We start from the raw sequence: 25623 nt of genomic DNA, 5'->3' as shown, positions 1-25623 counted from the left end.
TACTCTGCTATCTTTCCTTTTAACCTTTACGGTGGGGGTTAATGAAAGAAACGCCATGAAGTAAAGGCGCTATTTCCAATTGTTCCGCTATACTTTGTCCGATATCAGCAAAGGTCTCACGGCGACCGATAAACTGACTTGGGCATTGAGGACCAAAAGCCAGAACAGGAATATGCTCCCTGGTATGATCAGAACCTGGCCTGGTCGGATCACAACCATGATCGGCTGCAATGATTACAAGATCCTCAGGTTCCAGCAGTTGCTCCAGCTCAGGAAGCCGGGCATCAAATTGCTCAAGGGCATGCGCATAGCCTGTTACGTCACGACGATGTCCATAGGAGGAATCAAAATCGACAAAATTGGTAAATACCAGACTCCCCGCCGGCGCAGTTTTCATAGCAGCGATAGTGGCGTCAAACAAGGCCATATTGCCATCAGCCTTTATGGTCTTTGTTACTCCTTGATGGGCATAGATATCAGCAATCTTTCCTATGGCAATGACTTCTCTTCCCGCCTGCTTTAACTCATCCAGCAAGGTCGGGGCAGGGGGTAAGGTAGCATAGTCACGACGATTTCCTGTGCGTAAAAATGACCCCGGCATTCCAATAAAAGGCCTTGCAATCACACGACCTATCTGATAGTCATCAACCAGATCACGCGCTATTTCACAAACCTCATACAAACGCTGCAAGCCAAAATGTTCTTCATGGGCTGCAATCTGAAATACACTGTCTGCGGAGGTATAAACAATCGGCTTTCCGGTTTTAAGATGCTCTTCACCCAACTCATCAATAATGACCGTGCCTGAAGCATGTTTTTCCCCCAAAACACCAGGCAATTTTGCCTTGCTGATTAATTCATCAATCAACGGCTTGGGAAAGCAAGGTTCTTCATAAGGGAAATAACCCCACTCAAACCGAACCGGTACGCCTGCCAACTCCCAGTGGCCGCTTGGGGTATCTTTCCCCAGGCTTTGTTCGACGGCATAACCATAATAGCCCACAGGTGCAGCAAGTGCCGATAAGTCAAGCCATCTTACACCCGAGCTGGCAATTGCGGCATGGTACAAGCCCAGTCTGCTTAAATTTGGAATGGACAAAGGACCTTGGCGTACCCCCTTTTTATCAGCGCGCCCCTCCTCGCATGCCTGATGAATATGCCCGAAAGTATTGGCACCCTCATCACCATAACGGTGTGCATCAAGACTTGCCCCTATTCCCAGTGAATCCATGAGTAAGATACAAACGCGTCCTGGCATGTTCAGTCCTCTTTCCGTTGGCAGTGAGTTTCATTTAAGCCCAATAATGCCAATAACGCCAGAATCAAGCCTAATGGCAAAATCATCGCGGCATATTGATAATCACCCAGAGAATAAACGGGTATATCGTTTACCATCTGCATTTCGCCATGCTTCATTAGTAAGGCGCTAAACAGATTTTGATAAATAATATAACCACCTTGAGTCAGAATAGAAACCACACTGACAGCGGTTGCTGTGATAGCAGGAGAACTGCTTTCAGCAACCAGGGCATAGCTTATCACCTGAGAGGCTGTAAAAAAGCCAAGCAGGAAAAAGAGAATTTTCATCACCGGCAGGCTAATCGGTGCAAATAATACGGCAACAACCGTTGCCAAAGAAGCGAGCACGCCAACCTTCATCGGTAACACGCGTAAACCCAGTTTATCAGAACACCATCCAATAACCGGTCCGCCAATAATAGCTCCCAAGAACAGCATGGTATTAACCGCTGCAGCGTCTTCTTTGGCAATGCCAAGTCTCTGAACCAGATAAAGCGATCCCATCATGGCTCCGAAAACGGCAATAGCCATATTCATCAAGCTGGTATATAAGGCGGCTCTTAACGTCTGGGGATTAAGGTAAGCTTTTTTAGCCGTAAGAAGAATAGATTCTCTTTCTGTGGCTCTTTTGCTGCCGGCTCCTGTTTTATCAATAATTCCGAAGAACATGACAATCAACATAGCACTGCCAAGCCAACCTACCTGCATTAAAGCATCACGCCAACCGATTTGAGCGACCAGTTTGGTTAGCGGGTATTGGGCCAGCATTCCACCGGTCATCGCCATGGTGACAATAGCACCTGTTACCATAGCCATACGCTGCGGGGGAAACCAGCGTGAAGCAAGCCGAATAGGACCGAGAAAACAAAAAGCGCTGCCAATTCCGGTAACAAAACGGCACAATAGCGCCAGATAAAACGATTGCGCATGCGCAAGAACAAAGGTGCTTATCACACAAAGGAACATGGCTACCATAATAGTCTTTTTAGTGGAGAACCTGTCAAGAACCATGCCGGCAACGAAAAGAAAAATAACATTGGATAAATAATAAATGCTCGATAAATAAGCCATTTTATCGGCTTGCACATGAAAATCATGCATAATGTTATCAGCAATGGAAGCAAACATGTTGCCTTGAATAAATTCATAAAAGAAGAATAACGACGCGCTGAAACAAACCAACCAAGGCAAAAACAAAGACGTTGAACTGCCACTTCCTTTATATTCTTCTACCATCTGCATAAAAACTCCCAATGCTAACGTTTGCAGTAAGTTTCGCGGGCTAATAAAACAGCAACCAAGGCTGCTGCCGCTGTAAGAGGAAATATCCACATCGCATATTGAAAATCAGCCACTGTGTAGTGTTGCGTAGAAATACCAGCATGATGCTGCATCAACAGGCCAAATAATACCTGGCCAATCCCGGCACCTCCCATGATAAGTACAGAAGCAATACCCGTAGCTGAACCGGTATTTGCTGCGGCATTACTTTCAGCAATCAAGGGATAACTGATTACCTGGGTGCTGGTGAATAATCCCAAGGCAAAAAATAAAATACTCAATGCGGTTTGTGATAAAACAACATCCATAAATAAAGGAACAACAGTCAACAAAGTTGCTACAGCCCCTATAATCATTAAAGGTTTGCGCTTTCCCTGCAAATCTGAAAGCCACCCAACCAGCGGACAACCGATGATGCTGCCAATAAAGATTAAACTGACAACATTACTGGCTGCTATTTCCGATAAATGATGGACTACCTGAAGGTAGCTGGCACCCCACAAAGCACACAATACCATAATAGGTAAATTCAAGAACGAAGTATAAAGGCCAGCCAGCCAATTCTGGGGGTTTCTCAACGCATCCTGGAAACTGGGGGCAATCGCTGATTGGTCAGAGTTTTTCATCGAGGCCCCTGAATAAGGCTTATCCTGAACAATCAGGTAAATCCACAGTAATATCAGGCCGCCTGCAGCGCCATCAATTAACAGGGAGCCCCGCCAGCCATAATAGTCATTAAGGTAAGCAAAGGGCGTATGAGCCATCATCCCGCCTAGAAAAGCCATGGTAACCAATGTACCGATAACCAATGCCTGGCGACGGGGAGGAAACCAGCGTGAGACCAGTACCACACAGGATAAGAAACAAAATGCATTGCCAATTCCTGAAAGGAAATGGAAAAAACAGGCCAGCGCAAACGAGTTAGTCAGTGCAAATCCGATGGTTCCAATAACGCAGACCAGCATGGCAGTCAAAATTACCTTGCGGGTGGAAATGCGATCAAGAATTATACCGGCTGGCAGCAGAAAGAGGATATCGGCCCATAGGTAAGTGCTGGACATCCAGCTAAGCTGGGCAGCATCCAAATGAAAATCATCGCGTAAGGGTTGATTGATTACGTCAAAGATATTAAGTTGGAAAAACTCATAAAAGAAAAATAATCCTGCTGACAAGCAAACCAACCATGCCATCAAATGACTGCGTGGCTCAATTACCCCTGAATCCAAAGCGACAGAATCAGACAATGTTACTCCTCAGCAAAGGCTGCAAAATTTGCCGCGCATTATATCAAAAACAATGTTAAATTGGTATCTTTATTGATCAATTTATTTACAGAAAATGGCCACGATTCTTAAAGTTGAAAAAATATAAAACATATTGCGGCAATATAACGCCTCTTTAAAACCTATTCCCTTTTAAGTTAACTGGACTACAATAAGAAAACGTTTCAATTTTCCGCAAGATCAGACGTACAATTTTACCCATCGTACTTACCATGGAATTTTAAAATAAGGATGAGATATTATGATCCCCGTTAAAGGTTATGCTGCACCAACTGCCAAAGCGCCCTTAGAGCCTTTTTCTTTCCAGCGAAGGGAGGTCGGCGATAACGATGTATTGATTGACATCCACTACTGTGGCATTTGTCATTCGGACATTCATCAGGCCCGAGATGAGTGGGGCGGCTCCCTTTTTCCAATGGTTCCCGGTCACGAAATTGTCGGCATAGTAAGAAAAGCAGGCAAGCATGTTATAAAATTTAAAGCAGGCGACCGGGTTGGAGTAGGCTGCATGGTTGACTCATGCCGCCGATGCGGCAGCTGCCAGGAAGGCTTGGAGCAATATTGCGCCGAAGGCTTGACACCCACCTACAACGGCATGGAACGTGACGGCAGCGCGTTGACTCAGGGCGGTTATTCAAACCAAATTGTGGTTAATGAAGATTTTGTCCTGAGGCTTGCTGATAACTTGCCTCTTGAAACACAAGCACCACTCTTATGCGCAGGGATTACGCTCTACTCCCCACTAAAACACTGGCATGCAGGCCCTGGGAAAAAAGTAGCGATTGTAGGGCTGGGGGGACTGGGGCATGTAGGAGTCAAAATTGCCCATGCAATGGGGGCTGAAGTTACGGTTCTTAGTCATTCCAATAGAAAAAAAGAGGACAGCAAACGGCTGGGGGCTGATTATTTTTATGCGACCTCAGAGCCTGAAACATTTAAAAAATTAACCAGCCACTTTGATTTGATTATCTGTACAGTGTCAGCAGGCATTAACTGGAATGAGTATTTAACGTTGTTAAAACGCGACGGCACCATGGTGCTGCTTGGCGTTCCTGAAGAGAATGTCCCCCTGGGGGCGTTTTCATTGATTGGCGGTCGTCGAAGCCTTGCCGGCTCTTTAATCGGCGGCATCAAGGAAACCCAGGAGATGCTTGATTTTTGTGGCAAACACCAGATTAATGCAGATATTGAGCTGATTCCCATCCAACAAGTTAATGAAGCCTATGAACGCGTATTAAAGAGTGATGTACGTTATCGCTTCGTTATTGACATCGCCTCATTATCTGCTTGAACCGGAGTTGATGGGCAGAGGGGGTAAGAGTAAACCCCTTACCCTCTTGGCATCTTCTTTATACCCCTGCCTCATCGATGCCTGGCCGATAAATTTTGTCCGGATTTATAAATTCTTTACGCTTCTTTACAACCCCTTATCAGCATATAAAACAACCAATCTGCTATTATAAAGACATGTTGATTGCTGAGAGGCCATTCATCGTCAGATGATGAAATTAAATGAAAGACACTATAAATCGCATTATTGACCATATTGAAACCAAGCTGTTGCCTGTACACACCAAGAAGGAAGACGAGCCATTACTATTTCATTTAATCACCGTTAAATCTCTGCTTAAGCAAAGTATCCAAACCGATGAAAAGGTTAATATCGCCAAGATTCATGAAGTCTTGCATTGTATAGAAACCATAGGCATTAAACAGAAATCAGGTTTTTTTGGCCAAAGCACACCACTGACCATGGCTGAAATCCTGGAAAAACATGGCGAACGAATTCTCCCGCAAGAAGAGCGGCAACAACTGCCCCTTTTTCTGGCTTATGATACAAGACCCAAACTAGAAACAAAATGTCATGAATTATTTGGCCCCATTCATCACAGTTTATATGAAGCAGCCAAACCTTGGCTACAGTATGAGGAAAATGCCAATATCCATAAATCCCTAAATCCACCTAAAACAATCTGGACTTATACTTATCCAACAAACGACAATAAAGAAATATTGAATGACCCTATTGGAGTGTGGCAGGCAAGTCAGATGAACTTATCCAGCTCACTTACCAAGGCGTATACAGACTTCAAAAGGGATATCAGTATCCGGGGCATAAAAAGCAATACAGATGAGGATATTGATGCCTTGCTGGAATACCTGCTGGAAAGCTCAGATTATCCGCCTGGAGAAAAGCCTAAAATCAAGCAATGGCTCGAACGTAATGGAGGGCAAGATAATAATCGCTTTTTTGATCTCTTACTTGCCAATGGCGAATATAGCGGCGAACCTGGATCTGCCAATCTCAGCTCAAAATCACTGGAAGCAAACTGGACCATTGAAGACGGCAAGGTTGTTATGAATATTAGCATGGTCAGTTATGCCATGCTCATTGAAGGTCGATGTTTTGTTAACAGCCGTTCCGGTGATTTAATCGCAGTTGAACCCGACGCAACAAGTAAAGAAGGTCCGCCTTTGCTGCAACTCCAGGCTAAAATAAAATTGTCTGTTAATGACAATAACCGGGTAAAACCCAGTGTTGTTGCATTAGAGGTGACCAGCTTTAATAAAGAGCTGAATATACCTGGCACGTTAAAACTGGAGAAAGGCTATTCTAACGGCCTCCCATTCTAAGGTAATTTGTAATATATACCCAAGGTACTTTAAAATGCCAAGTTTAGAATCAATTTTTTTGACCATCAAACGTTTGATGGGAACGGAAAATGGATAGTATAAAAATATAGCATTTTAAAGTACCTTGGGTATAAAGGATAAGGCAGGGCCTACGCATGAAAAAATTCTTGACTCCTACGTTCCGCGGTTTCGTGGAATCCAGTAACATTCGAAGATTTATGGATCCCGTGAACAAGTCACAGGAAGTAGAAATTATAGATCCGTTCAATGTCATTAAATTCTATTTTAATTTTCATGCGTAGACCTTAAAGGCTAAGGGGGTGTATTTGTGAGCCATTCCTTGGAAATTTTAGCTGACGAGCTTTTATTAAATTGTCTTCAATACCTTGATGCCAAAGCATTAACCCATATCATGCAAACCTGCAAAAGACTTCATCGTATAGGTCAGGATAAGAGTTTGTGGCAAGCCTTTTATTCCCAAACCCCTTTTGCTACCGCGCTTGTCGAAGCAGCAGGGATAGACACGGCGTTAAAAGAGGGGATTATCGACTATAAAACCCTGATGATTAATATTCTATCGGATAATGTTGATGCCCTGACTGCCTTATTACTGGGTGGTGAACAAACCCGAACGTTTCGCCTATGGGTTGCTTCTTATGAAAAAAGCCCCCCCAAATTTTTCTTTACGGTTCCAAACCATCCTCGGTCTCTTTTTTTATCAAAGAACATCGCTCTTAATACAATACCTAATAAAGAAAGCATACAGTCTTGGTTTATTACCGAAGTTGCTGTCAATGCAGAAAAGCTGAAGCAGCTTATTACTAAAAAGGGCACACTTTCTTATGAAGGGGAGATCGCCCGTGCTTCTTCCCCTACCTTGCAAAATAAAATACTGACAAATTAATCCCTTTCATTATTTCTTTGAGGCTACTTCATTGCTATTATTTTCTTTTCGACATTTTGGTTTAAAAAAATGCAAGATAGAAGATTTAAAGCGATTTTTTTTGCAGTAGACAAAGAAGTCTGTGAAAAATTATTCCCCGTTTTGCAGAAGCTATTGGCTTACGTTCGAAAAATCGAGCCCGACACCCCCGGGTGTCGCCTGTATATTAACCAACACTGGAACGCCTACGTAGACCATACCGCTTTAATTATACAAGAAATCTGTCAATTGGTACCCAATGAGAAACTGAGCACGCAACAAAAAGACTACAAAACAAGCTATATTGGCAATTTAAGAACACAATTGGAAAATGCCGAAAACCAGCTTGAGGCAGCAGTTAAGGAAAGGAACCTGGAAATCACCCAAACGTCCAAAACGGTTCCTATGCCCTTGCCCTTCTGGAAGAAAGAATTAACTTATAAGCCTGAACCACCAGAATTCCTCTCATTGGAAGAAATGTATGAACATAAAGCATTTTGGTCTACGTAGGTTTGGGCCAGGCGCTGTGAACCCATTTTTTCACAGAACCCTAGAGCGCCGAATGATTTAAATTTAAGCAATAGTCTAATTGCCTCTACGTACCGCGCTTTATGCGCGGTACGTAGGCAGTAGGGACCAATTGTCGATAGAACCTGGTGTCTCGTCAAGATTGAATTTTCGGGTTGGCGTCTGGGTTACGTTCATCTTTATGTGATTTTTTCCGAAAAAAGCACAGGACTAGCAGGGCTAATTCGAGCATTTTTTCGGAAAAAATCACATAAAGATGAATGCAAGACAGGCGGCCATACCCGAAAATTCAATCTTGACGAGACACTAGCTTCCAGTGAAACCCCTAATCAGAATATGAATAAATAACACCGCCAAAACAACCAATATTATAATCGGGCCAAAACTTTGACTGCCGCCCTTTTCCCCCTTATTGATATTTACATTAAAGCTATTGCTTCTGGTTGATTCATAAAAGGTATCCTTGTCGACGATTATTGATTGTGGAATAAGCTGGGAGGATTCAGTCTTGATAGCTGAAAATTTTTTAACCGCCGTACCAATTGCCAAAAATTCGATTAACCCATTGCCCAGCTGATAAACATACGTTTTTACACCAACCACATCATCCGCACCAATCGATTTCGCCTCTTCATTAATAATCGACAAGGCATTCTCACGCGCATCATAGATAAGACGCGTTAACTCATTAATTTCGCCGCGAACAAAGGATTTCAACGTTGAAGTAATGCCGCCAACCAACCCTAAAGAATAAACAGAAGTTCCCAGCAGTAGACGTAAGGGCATATAGCCTTTGTTCGCCATATTCCACATTTCAATATTCGTCATATCACTGCTCACCGGATCATTGGATTTTTCCCCGGGAAGAGCGGGATTATGAGAGGCAGTACCAATCATCAACATCTCATTCACACCGCCAAAAGGCAGAATAGTCGTTTTAATTCCAACCACGGCGTTCGCATCATGCTGCCTGGCATTCTCGATAATACGGCTTAAAGCCAAATGGCGTGTCTGGTTAAAGATATTGGAATATTCTTTGATCTCCCCGCGAGCCATTGTCTTTAAGCTCCCAAGGATCCCCCGTCCCAACCCGATAGCATAGGCCACATTGCCAAATGCAAAACAGATGGGGCGATAACCTGCATCCAACTGGGCATACAGTTCCTGCCCATCCGCGGAGGTGCTAAATTTGCTTAACGAGGAGCTGGTTGCGTGGACGGCAGAACCAATTGATAAAAACTCAACATTCGCGCCATGAAAAATAAGTTGGCTTCCCACGCCTGTTACACCGGTTGCCTTCTGCTCGACGGCCTCCTGTAACATCCGCTGGTAAGCAGTTTTCCTACCCTCTTCAATCAACTGGGTGATTTGTTTCAACTCCCCCCCCAGCATGGCTTTCAATCCGGAGCCAACGCTTCTGACTATGCCGAGTGAATGAACGCTGTTACCCACGATGATATTCCCGGGAGCATATCCCTTTTCGGCCAAACAAAAAATCTCATTCCCTGACAATCCGGTTGTAACCGTCATGATATTTCCACTCCCACGATGATTGAGGATATTTTTATTAATAATAGATTACATTTGCTAAACTGGCGGCAAGAACCGTAGTACCTAAGCTATTCTTCAGTTTAAGAGGGGAGCAAACAGGTTAACTCATGCTTATCTGCGTTGGATAAGAATCTTCTTCAACGATATATATCTTCGCGCACTCTTTTTGACTCCTGAACCGAGCCTCTTTAGTTTCCGTTATTTTGTCGTCTAGTTTTCGCAAAATAAAATCTTCAAACTTATCAGTGCATTGCATGGATAAAAAGTCATGAACCGAGTCTATAATGACATCGCCCATATTGATCATATAGTATTTGTAAGCAACTATTCTTTTATTAAGCTCCTGATTAGATAAGATGAACTTTACTGGTGAGTTATTATTATCCAGGGCGGTTATAGCCATATATCCTTCTATTGAAGATTTCCTGAAAAGCACCCCTTGCAACCTCTTCTCCTCTTTCACCTTCTGCTCTGCTTTTTCAGAGCTGACATCACGGTAATGCGAATGCTGAAGAATAACCCAAGGTATCCCACTGTCAGTAGGCAAAGAACCCAATCCGGTTTTAACCGTTGCGGAAATTTCTTTCTGAGTAGGCGATTTTTTCACAATTAACTCCAAAAATTAATACAATTAAATCAGGTTCACGATTCTCCATTTGACCATAAGCCAGGAGCCCCGTCAGGATCACCAGGCTTTCCGTTTCGCGTAAAGACATCGAGCAGAATTCTCATTCCCAATTGTCCCGTATACTCCCAATGCCGCCCATGGTGAAACGGCTCATCAACACCTGGCTCAGCGCCAAAAGTAACATCAAACTGCAACGCAGTACTGTGATGATAACGAAATCCTGTTTGTATAGCATAATTTGGCGCATTGGGAACTAATGGATCCCCTGCGAAAGATTCTGCTACAAAATGCAGTTTGGGATAGGCTGTTGCCGCTTCCAGACCCACTCCCCAATAAGGGCGGGTGCGAAAATGATTCTGGCCATCCCCATCATGACGAATACCCAGGTTAACATGAATATTCAGCTTATCGTTTAACAGCCGCCAGCTGCTCATGCCTATGAAATTATACACCCTGCCTTCAGCGTACATGGAACCGCGCCCTTCATCCAAGGCCGAAGCCATACTGACCGCATACCCTGGCGCACCATCATCTAATGTTTTCTTTAATAAAAGCTTACCCGTGATAACCGGATTAGCTAATGTCACCGTTTCATTTGGGTCATGCCCTGCCCCCCATCCGAGCAGAATTTCTATTGCATCAGAGATTGAAACACCCGCCATTACATTAATGCCGGGTGCCGGGCCAAATTCACCTTGTGCACGGGTGACTTCAAGCCAGTTTTCCATTTCAAACTGCCCATAATCGACGATACGCGCATCATCAGTAACAAAGGGACGAACAGCCCCTGCAGTTGAAAAAATAGATAACAACATCATGAAAAAAAACAATTTTCCTATAACCATTGAATCGTTATCAATCCATTTAAGTTTCATATAGTATTTGCATTTACTTATTTCACCCCACCAATGCAATATTGATATTAGGGGGAAATGAATGATCCTTCGAAGAGGCAGGAAATCTGCCCGACTGGAAAGGAGTTCCTTAATCTTTTTGTTGAGACTGGCTCTTCCATTTCCCCTGACAGTCGGAAAAAAGAAAGTCTAAATAGTCTTTGCCTGCACAGTCAACAAATGGTTTGGCCTTTTCAAGATCGAGAGCAAAATAGCGATCCTGAGACCAAAATGGTACGGCTTCACGAACCTGGGCGACTAATTTTTCCAGACTGCTCGAGGTCTTAAGCGGCCTGCGCAAATCAATGCCCTGGCATGCTGCCAGAAGTTCGACTGTTAAAATACCGCGGACATTTTCTACAATGTCTTTTAATCGATAAGCGGCATGGGTTGCCATGCTGACATGATCCTCCTGGTTGGCCGAAGTGGGTATGCTATCGACACTTGCAGGATGTGCTAATGACTTATTGGCGCTAGCCAGTGCTGCTGCGGTTACATGTCCAATCATAAAACCGGAATTTAAACCCGGGTTTTGAGTTAAAAATGGCGGTAATCCGGCATTAAAATTAGGATCGATCAGAAGTGCTATCCTTCTTTCTGCAATGGCCCCCACCTCTGATAAAGCAATAGCAAGCAAATCCGCGCCTTGAGCAACGGGTTCAGCATGAAAATTACCACCCGAGTAGATGCTGTCAATCTCTGAAAAAATAAGCGGATTATCTGTGACAGCATTGGCTTCTTTGGTTAAGATTGCTTCTACATGACGAAAATTATCAAGACTTGCGCCAACAACCTGGGGTTGGCAACGTAAACAGTATGGATCCTGGACTCTGTTGCAGTCTGCATGTGATTGGCGGATTTCACTGCCCTGTAAACAGTGAAGGAGCAATTCGGCGACTTTAATTTGCCCCTCTTGCCCTCTGGCCATATGGATTTGGGGATAAAATGCAGTGTCACAGCCTAATGCAGCATCGACTGATAATGCGCCAATGACAACGCTCGCACTTAACAAATTTTGTGCTTGCAGTAAATAATAATAAGCGATTGCCGCCGACACCTGCGTGCCATTAATAAGTGCCAGGCCTTCTTTAGGGGCAAGTTCAAGCGGCTCTTGCGAAATTATTTTCAATGCGTCTATAGCTGAAATAATCTCCCCCTTATAGCGGGCTGTGCCCTCGCCGATAAGCGGTAAACATAAGTGAGCCAGTGGTGCGAGATCACCTGAAGCGCCAACTGATCCTTTGCCGGGAATACAAGGATAAATACCCTCATTATAAAATTTAACTAATGTTTCAATAAGGATAGGACGCACTCCGGAGAAGCCTCGACTTAGGCTATTAATTTTGAATAATAAAATAAGTTTTACAATATCATCCTGAAGCAACTCGCCAATACCCGCAGCATGGGATAGAAGAATGCGGCGTTGAAGTGTGGTCAAATCAGAATCAGCGATCATGGTGTTCGCTAACAAGCCAAAACCGGTATTAACTCCATAAACAGTCTGGTTTTTTTTAGTGATGCTTTTAATAAATTGCTCGGCTGCTGATACCCGCTCCCAACAAGAGGGATCCAGTGAGATTGATAAGGAACTTTCTAATAGTTGGCGGATTTGAGTTGAGACAAGCTTTCCGGACACAAAACTCAGAGCGTTCATATACTAATCCCTAGATAAAAAAGCGCGCCACGATAGATAAAGAAGTCATTATAATAATGAAAATTAAAATATAAATAAATTAATCAAGGTAACTGTTCCAAAATTCTATACCGATAATGAACCAATCACCCTGTTGCATCACTGAATAGGCAACCAAGAAAACTTAAAAAGTTACTTGAATTGAATAGCTAAAAAATTATATCATCCTCAGGCCTGTTAGGTAGCAAACTCACACCTTTTATATCTGATAGGAACAGCGAGCAGGGAACGCACTTGAAGTGAATTTTCGTAAGGAGACCGGATTGAAAAGAAAATATGCTCAGTTGCAAATAGCGTCGGAAGAATTAACATCCTCAAAACCAGACGCTTCAACATCCTCAAAACCAGACGCTTCAACATCCTCAAAACCAGAGAATTCAACATCCTCAAAACCAGAGAATTCAACATCCTCAAAATTGGCAGAATTAAAGCGACGATTCATAGAAGTGCATAAACTGAAAACAATCAATCTCCCCTGTGTAGAAAAGCATTTAGCTTTAGCTATAACTGAAGAAGCATTGGCAGAATACGGCACTCATTTTTTAGCCCGAATCGAAATAACAACCAAGAAAGAAAATAAGAGGCATAAGGCAACGATTATCGGTGTTGCAGAGTTTGGGGAAGAAAAAGAGTTATTTTTTATTCTTGATCATACATTGCAAATAAATTACTGCTCCCAGATACGCTCAAAAAAAACCTTTAAGTCAGTGGCAGAACGACCAAACCCTTTGGCGGTGGACGACTATGTTCATCCAGTATTAGAAGATTATGCAAGAAAACTAGACAGCCAGCAACAGGAAAAAGCAAACAAAGACCCATCAAAAATTAAAGCCTGGTTGAATCATTTTCTCCATAAACCATCCCGGTCAATGGCACAGGAAGAAAATAAGGATCTGATAACCTATAAGCAGCAGATGAATTAGGTTCAGGCATTACCCGAACGCCTGTCGGATCTCTAGGCTCTGTGCACTTATCGCTAGCTTGAGTCAAAAAGCCTTGATTGGCGAGCACCGAAGCGGAGCATACATAGAAGTATATGAGCATCGGAGTGTAGAAAATCAAGGCTTTTTGGCCAAGATAGTAGATAAGGGCACAGAACCCTACGCCTGACGAGCTATACCCAAGATACTTGTATCAGCCTATTCTTTAAGCTCTCGAGCATGCATAAAGCGCTGGTAAGTATATCTGACTGAAGGTCTTAACTGATGTAAAGTTCTGTAAGGGGACTGTATTGAAAGAGAAATACACCCCCCTGTCTGAGTCATTGGCCAAATTAAAAAGGCAGTCATACCCTGATACAGTTTTTATCTGATAAAGCGTTTCAACTCTTAACCCATGTAAACACTACCCTTTTTCACAATACAACATCGACTCCTTATGCCTTGATTCATCCCATATCTCATCTTCAGACAAATTTGTTTCTATAAACTCAATAACCGCCCCATGCTCTTCAATCATAGCGACCCTAAAATTTTTTAAGGGAAAATAAGGTTCTAAAATAACCTGTTTCCCTTTTATAGCCTCCTCAATACTATCCACTTTATAGGCGATATGTGGTTGAGTCTGGATCAATTGATGCAGCGGGCAGTTGGGACCAAACCGATGATATTGAATTCGTCCAGGCAATTCTCCTCCTGAAGTATACATATCCATAACAGCACTATACCGCTCACCCGAGCGGGGCTCCGTTACCGGTATTCCTACATGATGGTATTGAAACTTCATAATAATCCTGTCTGATGCGTTAGTTTTTTCAATTATAGAAAACAATTGTCAAAATATTAATCGATAGTAATTCATCATTAATGAACCATTAGTTTATAATTAGCAATAAATTTGACAAAAAAAAGTTAGCTATGCTTAATTTTTCAAAAATAATGTATTTTGTCACCGTTGCCGAACATTTAAGTTACAATCGTGCTGCAGAAGAACTTTGCATTACCGCAACCGCTGTGAGTAAACAAATCAAAAATCTGGAGCATCATTTTGGTGAAGAACTGTTTATTCGCGACACCCGCAAAGTTCAGCTCACCGCTTTTGGTTCCATCCTGCTGGAAAAATGTCAGAAATTACTTCACGAGGCTAATCTGATAGAACAATTTATTGAATCCAGGCAAACAAACCCTCAGGGTCAAATCACTGTTTTGGTTTCAACGATACTGGCTAAGGAATTAATTTTAAACAGGCTTCCTGAATTTATTGCAAAATACCCGTTAATTGAATGTGAATTTTTATTTTCCGAGCAGGATAATGACCTGACACGAAAGGATATCGATATAATGGTCGGCTTTCCTGAAATCCCACCTACCACAGATCAATTCAAATACAGAAGGATGAAGCCTGTTAATAATATCCTCTGTGCCGCACCAAACTTAATTGAAAAATATGGCATTCCCCTTCATGCTTCTGATTTGATGGGGTTCCCTTTTATTTCTCATAGCCTTAGGAAACCAGCTACGGAATTACCGCTAATGGATGGAACCTGTTTACCATGCCCAAAACCCATATTATTCATGAATAACTTTAATGCGCTTAATCAGGCTTGCCTGAATGGACTAGGCCTGTTTTTAACAGCAGACCGACTGGTTGAAAATGAGCTTAATAATAAGAAATTAATACAAATCCTTCCTGACATAAAATTCAGACAATATGAAATTTATACTTTCTATAAACCCTATACCGCTGAACTACCCAAAATAAAGGTTTTCCTCGATTTTTATGCACCGAATTAAACGCATCCAGAATAATATTGTTTCTTAAGATGTTCTTTTAACGTTTTTCCAGAAGAAACAGCAAAAAAATGAGGCTAAATGAAAACCCATTAACTGGACAAAATAAATACTTCTTGAATAAATTAAAATTTAAACGTACAATTCTCGAGCTTATTGATGCCTAATAAGCGATTTAGCTGAAATACTTAACTTGATGTTTAATTTTGTAAGGAGAGCATTTTGAAAACCCAATATAAGCAGTTATCAGTAAAATCAGAGAAGCCAACATTGATTGAAAAAGTAAAGCAAGCCATCGTAGACAAACTTCACCCGCAAGAAATCAAAGTCAAATTCAACGGGCATAATTTAACCCTGGATATAAGTGATGAAGCATTCAAACAATTTGATACTTATTTTCTACAAAGGGTCATATTAAAAGCCAAAAATGAAAAAGAAGAACGTAGTGCAACGGTTATAGGTGTGGGACAGATAAGAGGTAAAAATCGGTTATTTTTCATATTTGATCATTTACCTGAACCCACTTTTCATCGCGAAACAAACTCAGGAGAAGACTTTAGAAAAATGCAGTGGCATAGCTTCACTCCAAAAAATGATTTCGTTCATCCGATGTTGGCAGAACTAGCAGCGGAGGATAAACACCTTGACGACAGGATAAACGAGGCGTTGTCCCGACAACAGCCCGGCAGCCTCCCTTTAGACAGGTCGGAATCTGAAAGAAATAAGAAGTCAGTCAAGGTTTTCCTATCCCGGACGTTTGACTGTCTTTTTTCTACGCCAGAAGAGAGAGAGCCTCTTTTAGAGGAAACAGCATCACCGGCGCAACAACGGACAGTGATAAGTTATCAATAGCCCCTGATAAACAATAGCGTCGAGATAGTGGTCAGCATGAATAACAGACCACTATCATTGGCTAACAACAGTCATACTCTACAACCGCTTTCTCCGAAAAACAGAACGTGTGCCTATTACTTTTGAGGCAGGACCGCAGATGATTAATTAATAGCAATTAGCCGCCTTTGCAGCCAAAAAACTTGATTGAGGATACACCCTGATGTATTAATAGGTGTGGTAAGTCCAACAGGTTAACGCATTACCTTCTGGCGGCACTCAACTCTGGATACTCAAACCGATTGTGAAAACAAGCGGTGCTAGTTTAAAAATCATTCTACATCTGGACTTCAAGGAGACCAAGAGTGACAAAAGGAATTTTTGTTCATATTAAACATGATTTACAAGCTTCACTGGTTGTATTTCTGGTTGCTCTACCTTTATGCCTTGGCATCGCCCTGGCTTCGGAAGCTCCCATGTTTTCCGGAATTATTGCCGGTGTGGTCGGAGGGATTGTTGTTGGTATAGCAAGTGGGTCAGCATTAGGGGTTAGCGGGCCTGCAGCCGGTTTAGTGGCAATCGTCCTGGGAGCGAGAGAGTCGTTGGGCTCCTGGGAAGCATTTTTACTGGCGGGATTGATAGCCGGAATTTTGCAAGTCATTGCCGGCTTTCTGCGTGGCGGAATTATTGCCTATTATTTCCCATCTGCGGTAATCAAAGGTATGTTAAGCGGCATTGGCATCATTATCATTTTAAAACAAATCCCGCATTTGCTAGGTTATGACGTATCCCCGTTATTAACGGAATTGACGAATGGACGGCTGGATTTTTTCCATATTGAGGAAGCTTTTGACCATATCAACCCTGGGGTGGTAATAATCAGTGTAGTATCATTGACCATCATGATTTTTTGGGAGAGCATCATTGCCAAAAGACATCAAATCTTCGCAATCCTGCAAGCCCCTTTGGTTGTAGTACTGTTTGGACTTTTGCTTGCCTGGCTCTATGAGCGTCATTGGTTTCCTTTCTACCTCGAGCCGTCTGAGCTGGTACAAATACCGGAGTTCCACAGAATTGCTGATCTGGCAGGCGCCCTCACCCTGCCTGATTTCAGCATGCTTGGCAAGCTGGAAGTATATCGGGTAGCCATCGTTATTGCCCTGGTTGCAAGCCTGGAAACCTTGTTGTGTGTTGAAGCGACAGACAAACTCGACCCCCATAAAAGGGTTACCCCCACCAACCGTGAGTTAAAAGCTCAAGGCCTGGGAAATATCATGTCCTCCTTAATCGGTGGACTGCCAATCACTCAGGTAATTGTACGAAGCTCAGCGAATATTGCTTTTGGCGCCAAAAGCAAACTATCAACGATTTTACACGGCGTATTTCTCCTCATTTGCGTACTAACTATCCCAGGGCTGTTAAATAGAATACCCTTGTCCTCACTTGCCGCTATCCTTGTCATTATTGGTTATAAACTGGCTAATCCAGCTGTTTTTAAACAGATGTATAAAATGGGTTGGGAACAATTTATACCATTTGTTATCACTATTACAGGGATTGTAGTCAATGATTTACTCTTTGGTATCAGCATCGGCTTTGCTGTGGCAGTCTTTATTATCTTGCGTCACAGCTATTTAAATTCGCATGAAACCAAAGTCTTTGCCGAGGAAGGGATGATTTATCATATCGAACTCGCCGAAGAAGTATCTTTTTTGAATAAAGGCAGCATTATCCATGATCTTAAGAAAATCCCGCCTAAGGCTATCCTGATTATTGACGGCAGCCGCTCCAAATTTATTGATAATGATGTGCGGGAAGTTATTGACAATTTTCTTCATAGTGCTAAAACCAAAGAAATCTCCGTTGAATTAAGAGGAATACCACCATGTACACCCTGACAAAAGAACAACAACAACGCATTAGCCCCAAACAGGCGATTGAACTGCTGAAAGCCGGCAACCGCCGTTTTGTCAGCAATCTGAAGATTAATCGAAACTTATTGCAGCAGGTCAACGAAACCTCCCAGGGCCAGCATCCTTTTGCCGCTGTTTTAAGTTGCATGGATTCCCGCACCCCCGCAGAGCTGATTTTTGACCAAGGGCTAGGGGATATTTTTAGCCTGCGAATTGCCGGTAATATCCTGAATGATGACATTGTTGGCAGCCTGGAATTTGCTTGTGATGTTGTCGGCGCCAAACTTATCGCCGTGGTAGGACATAGTGGCTGTGGTGCAATCCAGGGAGCCTGTAACGGCGTAGAACTAGGTTACTTAAGCCAGCTACTGCATAAAATCGGTCCGGTAATTGAAAAAACCAAGACCTCTTGCCCTCATCTTCAACCGGATACCCCGGAATTTATGCAGCAGGTTACCAGGCTAAATATTAAACATACCGCAGAAGAAATAAGCAGCCGCAGCAATATCCTCAATAAACTATTGAGCCAACAGAAAATAGCCATCATTGGCGGCTTGTACAATATTGATAACGGGGAAGTTGAGTTTTTTGATAACCTGAGCTAATGCTTGCAACAGATAATGCAATTAGTGTGTAGCCTGGGTACAGGTTCAAAGAACCGTAACCCAGGATTCAGATGAACAGACATTTCACGATGAAAACCTGGGTTACAGCGCTTTGCGCTTTCACCAGGCTACGCAGGATAATTTAAAATAAAATAATTGCACCAATAAAGAGCGGCTAAACGCCATTATCAAATACATCGAACAACTGCAAAAATCAATTCCCGCCGAATCATATATTGCAAATGCTATGGCAAAACCGCATATGAAAGTATTGGTAGATAAAATCATCAGCAATATTCGGGCATTAGATCAGCATTTTGCAGAAACTTCCACCCAGTTTAAAGAATTTGTCCAACATACTATCGATCAGGTCGGGCTGCTCAAGGAAGAACAAAAAACCAACACTCCGAATAAAAAAAGCATTTTCCATTTCAGTGTAGAACAATGGCCGAAAGATAAAATAATGACCTTCTTTTTGGGAGATGAGGTAGGTTGCTGCCTGGCAACCACAAATCCTCAATTTCAAGCCATGGTGCAACGCCGTATGGACGATGCCTTGTTATTTCATGTCGCTGTTGATAAAGCGACCAATCGACCGGCGGCACTTATTTGGCTTTATCTGGCAGAAACCGAGGAGGGGAAAATAGTCTTGGTCGCCAATTTCTTTGAAGTGAACACCAAATATGCAGTCAATGAGACCGTACGATTGGCATTGCTTAACGGTTTACTTCAATTTACCTATCAATACCTCAAGAGTAATCCCAATATCAATGCATTTTACATGAACAGGCTTAGTTATGGCTGGAATACTCGCGATCTCGATTCTTATCCGATTACGGATGTTTCTCTTGTGGATAAACTGGGAGGTCCTTATATTCCTGGTTATAGCGAAGAAGACATTGATCTCGACAAGGAGAAGCGCTTAGCGATTACCGATCAGCAATATTACCTTGTCTCTTTAAACCAACGGCAATTCCATCAGTTTGATGCAAAAATACTGGAAAAAGACCGTTCTCCGACCCTGACAGAAAAAGATGCCATTCTCCAAAAAGCTATCCTTGCATCAGAAAAAGACAGGAAGAAAGAGAATATTATCGAGGTCATCGCTGCTCAGCATGCATTGGAACTGGCACCGTTTTATTCATCCCCAATGGAAGAAGACCCCCATTTCTGCAAAGATATAGATGCTGCCTTGGAGAAAGCCCTTTTAGGGGAAAACAAGACCAGCGACCTCAGTACACAGCCACAATCAAGTCTCCGGAGAAGCTCCCGACCATTTTTTAACAAATCCTCCAACGCCGTTCAGCAGCATGGTGACGAAGATATACATAGCAATCCACCCCCCCCATGATTTGATGCTTTCCCCTGCCTTGGTAATAATCAGGAGGATTTTGGAGGCACAGCAAGCATATCCATTGAACTAAGATGAAGAATTCGTTTGGCAACACTGCCCATAAGCAAGTAATGTAGTCCTGATTTTCCCTGGGTACCAAATGCCAACAAATCAGCATTCCATTTATTTGCCTGTTTAATGATAGCATCGGCAAAATAACCACCAATAATTTTTTTCTCAAATTTTCTTTTATCTACGTCACATTGACTGAGAAAATCATCGAGATTTTCAAAAATATCTTTTGTTTTAGCGTTTTTAGTGCCGTCAAGTTCTTCATCCAAATCAGTTAAGTTGAGGAACTGTCGATAATAAATATCAACAATATGAAGTAACTGAAACGTTGCCCCAGGAAAACAATTAAAAGTATATTCCACTGCCTCTTTACTTACTTTAGAAAGATCGGTGGCTATCAATATCCTGTCGTAATCAAAAACAGGTTCTTTTTTTATCAACATCACCGGCACATGACTTTGCCTGATAATGGAACTGGAGGTCGTACCTAACACATAATCATTGATATAATAGCTGCCATGGGCCCCAACGATAATCAGTTCGCAATCGCTCTCATCAGCATACCTTACAATCTCATCAGCCGCGCGGCCCAGTACTACAGAAACACTGGCAGATAATTGATGAATATTATCTTTTAACTTCTTTAACAGCTTCCCTTCAATTTTCTTTTTTTCAGACAAGTAACCTTGCTGTAATTCAGTCGCCGAAAACTGTGCGACACTACTTAGTAATGGTTGCACCAATACATGGAGAAAATGGAGGCGAGCCTGATTTAGCTTCGCTATACTGCTCGCCCGCTGAAAAGCCCAGTCAGCATGTTTTGAGAAATCGCTGGCAATCAATAAATTATTTAATGTCATAATGTTATCCCACAAAAAAGAATCATCCTTCCTTAAGCCTAACATACAATTAACAACATAGGATCGCCTGTTATTATCTGAGACTCTTGAACTCATTGCAGGGCTTCGCCATTAGAACATCATCATGGCGAACGATGTGCCTTCACTTCGCTAACGCTCGCAACGACCTTTTTTGACTTGTCGAAACGTATCAAGAATGCCAAAGTACTAACCATTTAGTTTTAATCGCACCCGCAATTGAGACAATACTTGATTATTGCCTTTAATTAATCTAAAGTGGCAATCTTTTAATCACCAATATAACTGATGACTACACCACCTTAACGCTAACCCTTCCTTTTCCCCATTCCTGAAACCAGACTGATCAATCAGCCTTTGAGGTATTTTTGCAAATTCAGTTCCTGACGGGCTGGGCGTTGGTATTCTATTCATAAGTAAACAGGATGAATTAAGTGTTATTTTCTTCGACACGCCAAGACTGGCTTGGCAATCTTCGAGGCGATTTGTTAGCAGGCATTGTCGTTGCTTTAGCTCTTATTCCTGAAGCCATTGCCTTCTCCATCATTGCCGGCGTTGATCCCAAAATCGGATTGTATGCCTCCTTCGCAATAGCTACCGTCAGCGCCCTTACAGGTGGAAGGACAGGAATGATTTCAGCAGCAACAGGAGCTATGGCGCTGCTGATGATAACGCTGGTGAAATCTCATGGCTTGCAATACTTGCTTGCAGCAACGGTACTCACAGGTATTCTGCAGATAATTTCCGGCTACCTGAAACTTGGCAGCCTGATGCGTTTTGTTTCCCGCTCGGTCGTGACAGGCTTTGTCAACGCATTAGCCATCCTTATCTTTTTAGCCCAGCTTCCTGAACTAATTCATGTAACCTGGCATGTATATGCAATGACTGCTGGTGGTCTCGCTATTATCTATTTGTTTCCCTACCTTAATAAAACCATCCCATCGCCATTGGTATCTATTATTGTATTGACCGCTATTTCGATAACCTTCAGCCTGCCTGTACGCACTGTAGGAGACATGGGGGCTCTGCCCGACACCTTGCCAATTTTTCTCTGGCCGGATGTCCCCTTGAATTTTGAAACCTTGCAAATTATCTTTCCTTACTCCTTAGCATTAGCTATTGTAGGATTATTAGAATCGATGATGACTGCTACCATAGTTGATGATTTAACCGATACTGCCAGCGATAAAAACAGAGAATGTAAAGGGCAAGGGATTTCTAATGTAATTGCAGGATTTCTTGGGGGCATGGCCGGCTGTGCTATGATTGGCCAATCTGTCATTAACATCAAGTCCGGAGGCCGTGGCCGTTTATCGACATTAACCGCTGGTGTTGCACTGCTGATTATGGTGGTCTTTTTAAGTGATTGGGTTTCACGTATCCCAATGGCAGCATTAGTGGCGGTGATGATTATGGTATCGATTGGTACCTTTTCCTGGGATTCCGTTCGTAATTTAAAAAAGCATCCTCTGTCATCCAATATAGTGATGCTTGCAACAGTAGTGGTTGTGGTGGCGACCCATAACCTGGCCTATGGCGTATTGGCTGGCGTGTTGTTTGCCTCACTATTTTTCGCCAATAAAGTGGGACGCTTCAGCACTGTTTTATCAGTGATGGATCAAGAAAAAAATTGCCGCACCTATACAGTACGCGGACAAATTTTCTTCGTGTCATCCGAGCAGTTTGTGCATGCCTTTAACTTTGAGGAAGCACTTGATAAAGTGGTAATCGATATCAGTGGCGCTCACTTCTGGGACATTACATCCGTCTCCTCCTTAGATAAAGTTGTTATCAAATTTAGACGTCAAGGCATTACCGTTGACATTAAAGGCACGAATGAAGCAACAGCTACCATTATTGATTTGTTCGGCGTTCATAACAAACCTGATGAAGCCCAAAAGTTATTAGATGGAGCCCACTAGAGAGTTATCTGGTGAAAATTTGTCCTTCAATCAGGTATAACCACCTCACTCGTTGACCCATTGGCGGTGGAGGACTGAGGTAGCAGGGATGTTTCCGACCAAACTGATATAGTTGTGTTGTTTTTAAAGGCTGTCATTTCCAGCCCCCTCATTTATCAGACATTGACAGCGACCAGAAAAGGGAAAGTCAATCGACTGGGTGCAACGAATTCAACTTTTCACAACTATCAATGATTATATCTAGTACCTGGAGTTGTTATATCTTCCACCGTTATTTTTTCAGCCTTATTTTGGGCAAGAGCGTTAATTTTTGTTTCATATACCAGAGCGCCTGTTCCTTTTTCCTTTGCAATCTGGCAATGGGAAGCAATTTTTTCCAGATCACTTTTGGTTAAAAAAACAGCCCCATTTTGAGGGGTTTTCATTTTATCCGCTCCGAAAGTATGGCTGTGAATCCCATGCTCCCTATATAGTTTTTCACAAAACGCCTGCGCTTCTGCCTGCGAATTGAATTTTACTTTCAGCGCATGAGCATCGTGTCCCTGAGTCCCTGCGCGGCTATTTTCAACAGCCTGGATAGCTACTTGGGAGTCAAGATTATTCATCACGCTCTTGACAGAATAGACCGCGATAATATCAGCAGCATCATTTCTATATTGCTCTTTTTCACTACGGATATAGCGCTCAACAACAGAACTTTTTTCAGATATCAGCGGAACAGTTCCTTTTTTAAGCTGACTTTCTATCTCTTGCCTCGACAACAGGCTTGTTGCTATTTCACCTGGCTCATATATGATAAAACCAGATTTTGATTGTTGCCTGTCTTTCTCCTGGAGCTGCTCCCATTTATGAGAAGTATTGGGTAAATCAGGTTGGAAAATTTTCTGCGGGATTACCCAATGCAAACTATCCGGCTCTAACCTCTGGGCTAATGTATTATGCGCTAAATCAACTGTATTTAATCGCTTATAAGCTTCTTTCGGGTCAGGGATAGCCGGAGTCCCTCCCTGCTTTTCAAGTAATTTATTCCCTTCCTCCAGCAGAATGAGGCCAAGCATGTTCTCTCCTTTACCCTCCGGACCAGAAGCCCAGTTATTATCATACTGGCTAACTTCTACAGGGATTATCCCTGATTTTGCACATTCGATTGCTTTTTCGCGTAACTCAGCATGCTGCTCCAACTTAAGCTGAATTACTTTTCTCATAAAAGTGAGCGTTTCTCGTTTCCCTGTAGGATTTTTGACTGCATGATAATCAGCATCACAAAGTGCATCAAAAGTTTTTTTATCTTCAACATTAAGCCCCTGACTGCGTAGAACAGGAAGATACCTGGCAACAAGGGGATCATAATCTTTTCTTGGCGAGAATTCTTTATTGGTTGATGCAATATTGGTTAACATTTCAGTTAATGTCTTTTGTGCTGGATGGCTTGGCTCCAGTTTGCCTTTCAAGTGAAGAATTTTTTGCGCATGGTAGGCATGCTCTGAGGAAGGCCAGTTAATCGCAACCTGCTTTCCGTCCATGTCAACTTTTTGCCTGATTGGGTATTTTCCTGGGGAAGTCGTATTGGCAAAGACACCATAGGGTTCAATATCCGGTCTTTTAAAGGGCGCAATTTTTATTCCGCCTTTCAGTATATAGGGTAAAGACATTACAATCCTCAGTTGAACTTTATTCTAATAATAGCAAAACCAATCGATATTCAGCGTAATTAGCATCATTAATATAATTGCTTACTATTATTATATTTCATGTTACCTTAACCTAACATTATGTTGCAGGGAGATTAACAATGAAATGTTATGCTTTAGCAGCCCGTTTCGGTGAACATCCATTTCAATGGGTAACTACCGATAACCTCTTACCTACCCATAATTTTTTTGCCCGCCAGGCAATAAACAGCTATAAGCAAGAAATTATTTCCTTTTGTGAGAAACTTATACCGGGTGAAATCCAGGGCACAAAAAAAAATGGCTATTTTTTTTATGCTGCACGCTTGGGTTCGGATTACTGTATTGCCGTTCTTGACACCCAACTAACTGAAACTCAGATGAATTTCTTAAGCTATTATCTCCTGAGATTAAAACTGGATCTGCAAACAGTTGCCAATGACCTTGAAAAATATACAAAGGATAATAAGCTGGAGGAAATCAACCTTCAATTAGCAGAAACCCGTGAATTGATGCTTGAAAACCTTGAGCAAATCCTCAAGCGTGGAGAAAGTATAGAAAGATTATTAGAGCGTAGTGAAGAACTGAAGAACTCATCCCTTAGCTTTAAACATGAAAGCAGAAAACTAACCACCTGCTGGCCGTGTAATTTGATTTGAGTCTATTATGGAGAAATTGTATTACCAATCATTACAACCGGTGGAATAGCCACCCGCAAGCAACAACGGGTTTGGTTATGCCCCCACTTTCTTTATAGACCCCTTGCACAGATGTTCTCTTAACTTTCATATTTATCGTTTGAGGTTCATTAATCATCGCTGAGATACATCGCCAATTACTGGATAATAGATTCCATCATCATAAAACTGACATGCCATCATTTTTACGATAAAAAAGAAAAAATATTTTTTTATACTATAATTCAAAAACCAATTAAAAATACAATTTATTTATCCAT

The 25623-nt window shown here is 42.3% G+C and carries 22 protein-coding genes; 12 read left to right on the top strand and 10 right to left on the bottom strand.

The features are described from left to right. Positions 1-19: 19 nt before the first annotated feature. From E1O65_RS04855 to E1O65_RS04845, 3 genes are read right to left on the bottom strand one after another with little or no spacing between them, the layout of a single operon-like run. Positions 20-1258 (bottom strand): phosphopentomutase, encoded by a 1239-nt coding sequence (locus tag E1O65_RS04855; RefSeq protein ID WP_133132470.1) that lies wholly within the window; start codon positions 1256-1258, stop codon positions 20-22. Positions 1259-1260: 2 nt separating this feature from the next. Beyond that, positions 1261-2541: an MFS transporter gene (locus E1O65_RS04850; RefSeq protein ID WP_133132469.1), complete on the bottom strand. Its 1281-nt coding sequence runs from the start codon at positions 2539-2541 to the stop codon at positions 1261-1263. Positions 2542-2555: 14 nt separating this feature from the next. Beyond that, positions 2556-3824, bottom strand: coding sequence for an MFS transporter (locus E1O65_RS04845; protein ID WP_165474905.1), 1269 nt, complete (start codon positions 3822-3824; stop codon positions 2556-2558). Positions 3825-4104: 280 nt separating this feature from the next. On the opposite strand from E1O65_RS04845, the gene E1O65_RS04840 reads away from it, so the two are divergent. The 4 genes from E1O65_RS04840 (at position 4105) to E1O65_RS04825 (ending at position 7929) form a co-directional block, all read left to right on the top strand. Then, on the top strand, positions 4105-5154 hold the full coding sequence (locus tag E1O65_RS04840; RefSeq protein ID WP_133132468.1) for an NAD(P)-dependent alcohol dehydrogenase: 1050 nt from the start codon (positions 4105-4107) through the stop codon (positions 5152-5154). Positions 5155-5375: 221 nt separating this feature from the next. Beyond that, a complete protein-coding gene (locus E1O65_RS04835) occupies positions 5376-6497 on the top strand; it encodes a hypothetical protein (protein ID WP_133132467.1) in 1122 nt (373 codons plus the stop codon). 328 nt (positions 6498-6825) lie between these two features. Then, positions 6826-7401 (top strand): F-box protein, encoded by a 576-nt coding sequence (locus E1O65_RS04830; protein WP_133132466.1) that lies wholly within the window; start codon positions 6826-6828, stop codon positions 7399-7401. 69 nt (positions 7402-7470) lie between these two features. Next, complete coding sequence (locus E1O65_RS04825) at positions 7471-7929, top strand: hypothetical protein (protein WP_133132465.1); 459 nt, start codon at positions 7471-7473, stop codon at positions 7927-7929. Between the two features lie 324 nt (positions 7930-8253). Here the strand turns inward: E1O65_RS04825 and E1O65_RS04820 are convergent, their stop codons facing one another. The 4 genes from E1O65_RS04820 to hutH all read right to left on the bottom strand — a co-directional run bounded on the left by E1O65_RS04820 (position 8254) and on the right by hutH (position 12673). Then, complete coding sequence (locus E1O65_RS04820; protein WP_133132464.1) at positions 8254-9477, bottom strand: heavy metal-binding domain-containing protein; 1224 nt, start codon at positions 9475-9477, stop codon at positions 8254-8256. A gap of 121 nt (positions 9478-9598) precedes the next feature. After that, the gene (locus tag E1O65_RS04815) at positions 9599-10105 is read right to left on the bottom strand and encodes a hypothetical protein (RefSeq protein WP_133132463.1); all 507 of its coding nucleotides are present in this window, start codon (positions 10103-10105) and stop codon (positions 9599-9601) included. A gap of 35 nt (positions 10106-10140) precedes the next feature. Beyond that, a complete protein-coding gene (locus E1O65_RS04810) occupies positions 10141-11001 on the bottom strand; it encodes a hypothetical protein (protein ID WP_133132462.1) in 861 nt (286 codons plus the stop codon). Between the two features lie 109 nt (positions 11002-11110). Beyond that, complete coding sequence (gene hutH, locus E1O65_RS04805) at positions 11111-12673, bottom strand: histidine ammonia-lyase (protein ID WP_133132461.1); 1563 nt, start codon at positions 12671-12673, stop codon at positions 11111-11113. A gap of 302 nt (positions 12674-12975) precedes the next feature. Between hutH and E1O65_RS04800 the strand changes: the two genes are divergently transcribed. Then, positions 12976-13635: a hypothetical protein gene (locus E1O65_RS04800; protein WP_133132460.1), complete on the top strand. Its 660-nt coding sequence runs from the start codon at positions 12976-12978 to the stop codon at positions 13633-13635. Between the two features lie 421 nt (positions 13636-14056). On the opposite strand, the gene E1O65_RS04795 is transcribed toward E1O65_RS04800, so the two are convergent. Next, positions 14057-14437, bottom strand: a complete 381-nt coding sequence (locus E1O65_RS04795; protein WP_133132459.1) for a helicase — start codon at positions 14435-14437, stop codon at positions 14057-14059. Between the two features lie 131 nt (positions 14438-14568). Between E1O65_RS04795 and E1O65_RS04790 the strand changes: the two genes are divergently transcribed. The 5 genes from E1O65_RS04790 (at position 14569) to E1O65_RS04770 (ending at position 20141) form a co-directional block, all read left to right on the top strand. After that, entirely contained in the window at positions 14569-15444 is an 876-nt protein-coding gene (locus E1O65_RS04790; protein WP_133132458.1) for a LysR family transcriptional regulator, read from the top strand. 219 nt (positions 15445-15663) lie between these two features. Continuing rightward, a complete protein-coding gene (locus E1O65_RS04785) occupies positions 15664-16293 on the top strand; it encodes a hypothetical protein (RefSeq protein ID WP_133132457.1) in 630 nt (209 codons plus the stop codon). A gap of 344 nt (positions 16294-16637) precedes the next feature. Beyond that, positions 16638-18170 carry a SulP family inorganic anion transporter gene (locus tag E1O65_RS04780; RefSeq protein WP_133132456.1) on the top strand — a complete coding sequence of 511 codons (1533 nt, stop codon included), beginning with the start codon at positions 16638-16640 and terminating at the stop codon, positions 18168-18170. Next, entirely contained in the window at positions 18158-18790 is a 633-nt protein-coding gene (locus tag E1O65_RS04775) for a carbonic anhydrase family protein (RefSeq protein WP_133132455.1), read from the top strand. Before E1O65_RS04780 ends, E1O65_RS04775 begins: the two co-directional genes overlap by 13 nt. A gap of 247 nt (positions 18791-19037) precedes the next feature. Next, positions 19038-20141, top strand: coding sequence for a hypothetical protein (locus tag E1O65_RS04770; RefSeq protein ID WP_133132454.1), 1104 nt, complete (start codon positions 19038-19040; stop codon positions 20139-20141). A 29-nt stretch (positions 20142-20170) separates the two neighbouring features. On the opposite strand, the gene E1O65_RS04765 is transcribed toward E1O65_RS04770, so the two are convergent. Further along, complete coding sequence (locus E1O65_RS04765) at positions 20171-21055, bottom strand: universal stress protein (protein ID WP_133132453.1); 885 nt, start codon at positions 21053-21055, stop codon at positions 20171-20173. Positions 21056-21507: 452 nt separating this feature from the next. Between E1O65_RS04765 and E1O65_RS04760 the strand changes: the two genes are divergently transcribed. Further along, the gene (locus tag E1O65_RS04760; RefSeq protein ID WP_133132452.1) at positions 21508-22995 is read left to right on the top strand and encodes a SulP family inorganic anion transporter; all 1488 of its coding nucleotides are present in this window, start codon (positions 21508-21510) and stop codon (positions 22993-22995) included. Between the two features lie 227 nt (positions 22996-23222). Here E1O65_RS04760 and E1O65_RS04755 read toward each other — a convergent pair whose 3' ends face one another. Continuing rightward, positions 23223-24647, bottom strand: coding sequence for an NADAR family protein (locus tag E1O65_RS04755; RefSeq protein ID WP_133132451.1), 1425 nt, complete (start codon positions 24645-24647; stop codon positions 23223-23225). A 140-nt stretch (positions 24648-24787) separates the two neighbouring features. Here E1O65_RS04755 and E1O65_RS04750 point away from each other — a divergent pair, with 140 nt between their 5' ends. Then, the gene (locus E1O65_RS04750) at positions 24788-25324 is read left to right on the top strand and encodes a hypothetical protein (RefSeq protein ID WP_133132450.1); all 537 of its coding nucleotides are present in this window, start codon (positions 24788-24790) and stop codon (positions 25322-25324) included. Positions 25325-25623 lie beyond the last annotated feature (299 nt).

It is taken from the genome of Legionella sp. W10-070, from assembly GCF_900640175.1.
Classification (GTDB): Bacteria; Pseudomonadota; Gammaproteobacteria; order Legionellales; family Legionellaceae; genus Tatlockia.
The sequence above is the reverse complement of the archived record's forward strand: the minus strand, read 5'-3'. Positions and strand labels throughout refer to the sequence as shown.

Coding starts and splice junctions, on each gene's coding strand:
- E1O65_RS04855 (WP_133132470.1), bottom strand. CDS start 1,258: ATGCCAGGACGCGTTTGTATCTTACTCATGGATTCACTGGGAATAGGG.
- E1O65_RS04850 (WP_133132469.1), bottom strand. CDS start 2,541: ATGCAGATGGTAGAAGAATATAAAGGAAGTGGCAGTTCAACGTCTTTG.
- E1O65_RS04840 (WP_133132468.1), top strand. CDS start 4,105: ATGATCCCCGTTAAAGGTTATGCTGCACCAACTGCCAAAGCGCCCTTA.
- E1O65_RS04835 (WP_133132467.1), top strand. CDS start 5,376: ATGAAAGACACTATAAATCGCATTATTGACCATATTGAAACCAAGCTG.
- E1O65_RS04825 (WP_133132465.1), top strand. CDS start 7,471: ATGCAAGATAGAAGATTTAAAGCGATTTTTTTTGCAGTAGACAAAGAA.
- E1O65_RS04820 (WP_133132464.1), bottom strand. CDS start 9,477: ATGACGGTTACAACCGGATTGTCAGGGAATGAGATTTTTTGTTTGGCC.
- E1O65_RS04810 (WP_133132462.1), bottom strand. CDS start 11,001: ATGAAACTTAAATGGATTGATAACGATTCAATGGTTATAGGAAAATTG.
- hutH (WP_133132461.1), bottom strand. CDS start 12,673: ATGAACGCTCTGAGTTTTGTGTCCGGAAAGCTTGTCTCAACTCAAATC.
- E1O65_RS04795 (WP_133132459.1), bottom strand. CDS start 14,437: ATGAAGTTTCAATACCATCATGTAGGAATACCGGTAACGGAGCCCCGC.
- E1O65_RS04790 (WP_133132458.1), top strand. CDS start 14,569: ATGCTTAATTTTTCAAAAATAATGTATTTTGTCACCGTTGCCGAACAT.
- E1O65_RS04775 (WP_133132455.1), top strand. CDS start 18,158: ATGTACACCCTGACAAAAGAACAACAACAACGCATTAGCCCCAAACAG.
- E1O65_RS04770 (WP_133132454.1), top strand. CDS start 19,038: ATGGCAAAACCGCATATGAAAGTATTGGTAGATAAAATCATCAGCAAT.
- E1O65_RS04765 (WP_133132453.1), bottom strand. CDS start 21,055: ATGACATTAAATAATTTATTGATTGCCAGCGATTTCTCAAAACATGCT.
- E1O65_RS04755 (WP_133132451.1), bottom strand. CDS start 24,647: ATGTCTTTACCCTATATACTGAAAGGCGGAATAAAAATTGCGCCCTTT.
- E1O65_RS04750 (WP_133132450.1), top strand. CDS start 24,788: ATGAAATGTTATGCTTTAGCAGCCCGTTTCGGTGAACATCCATTTCAA.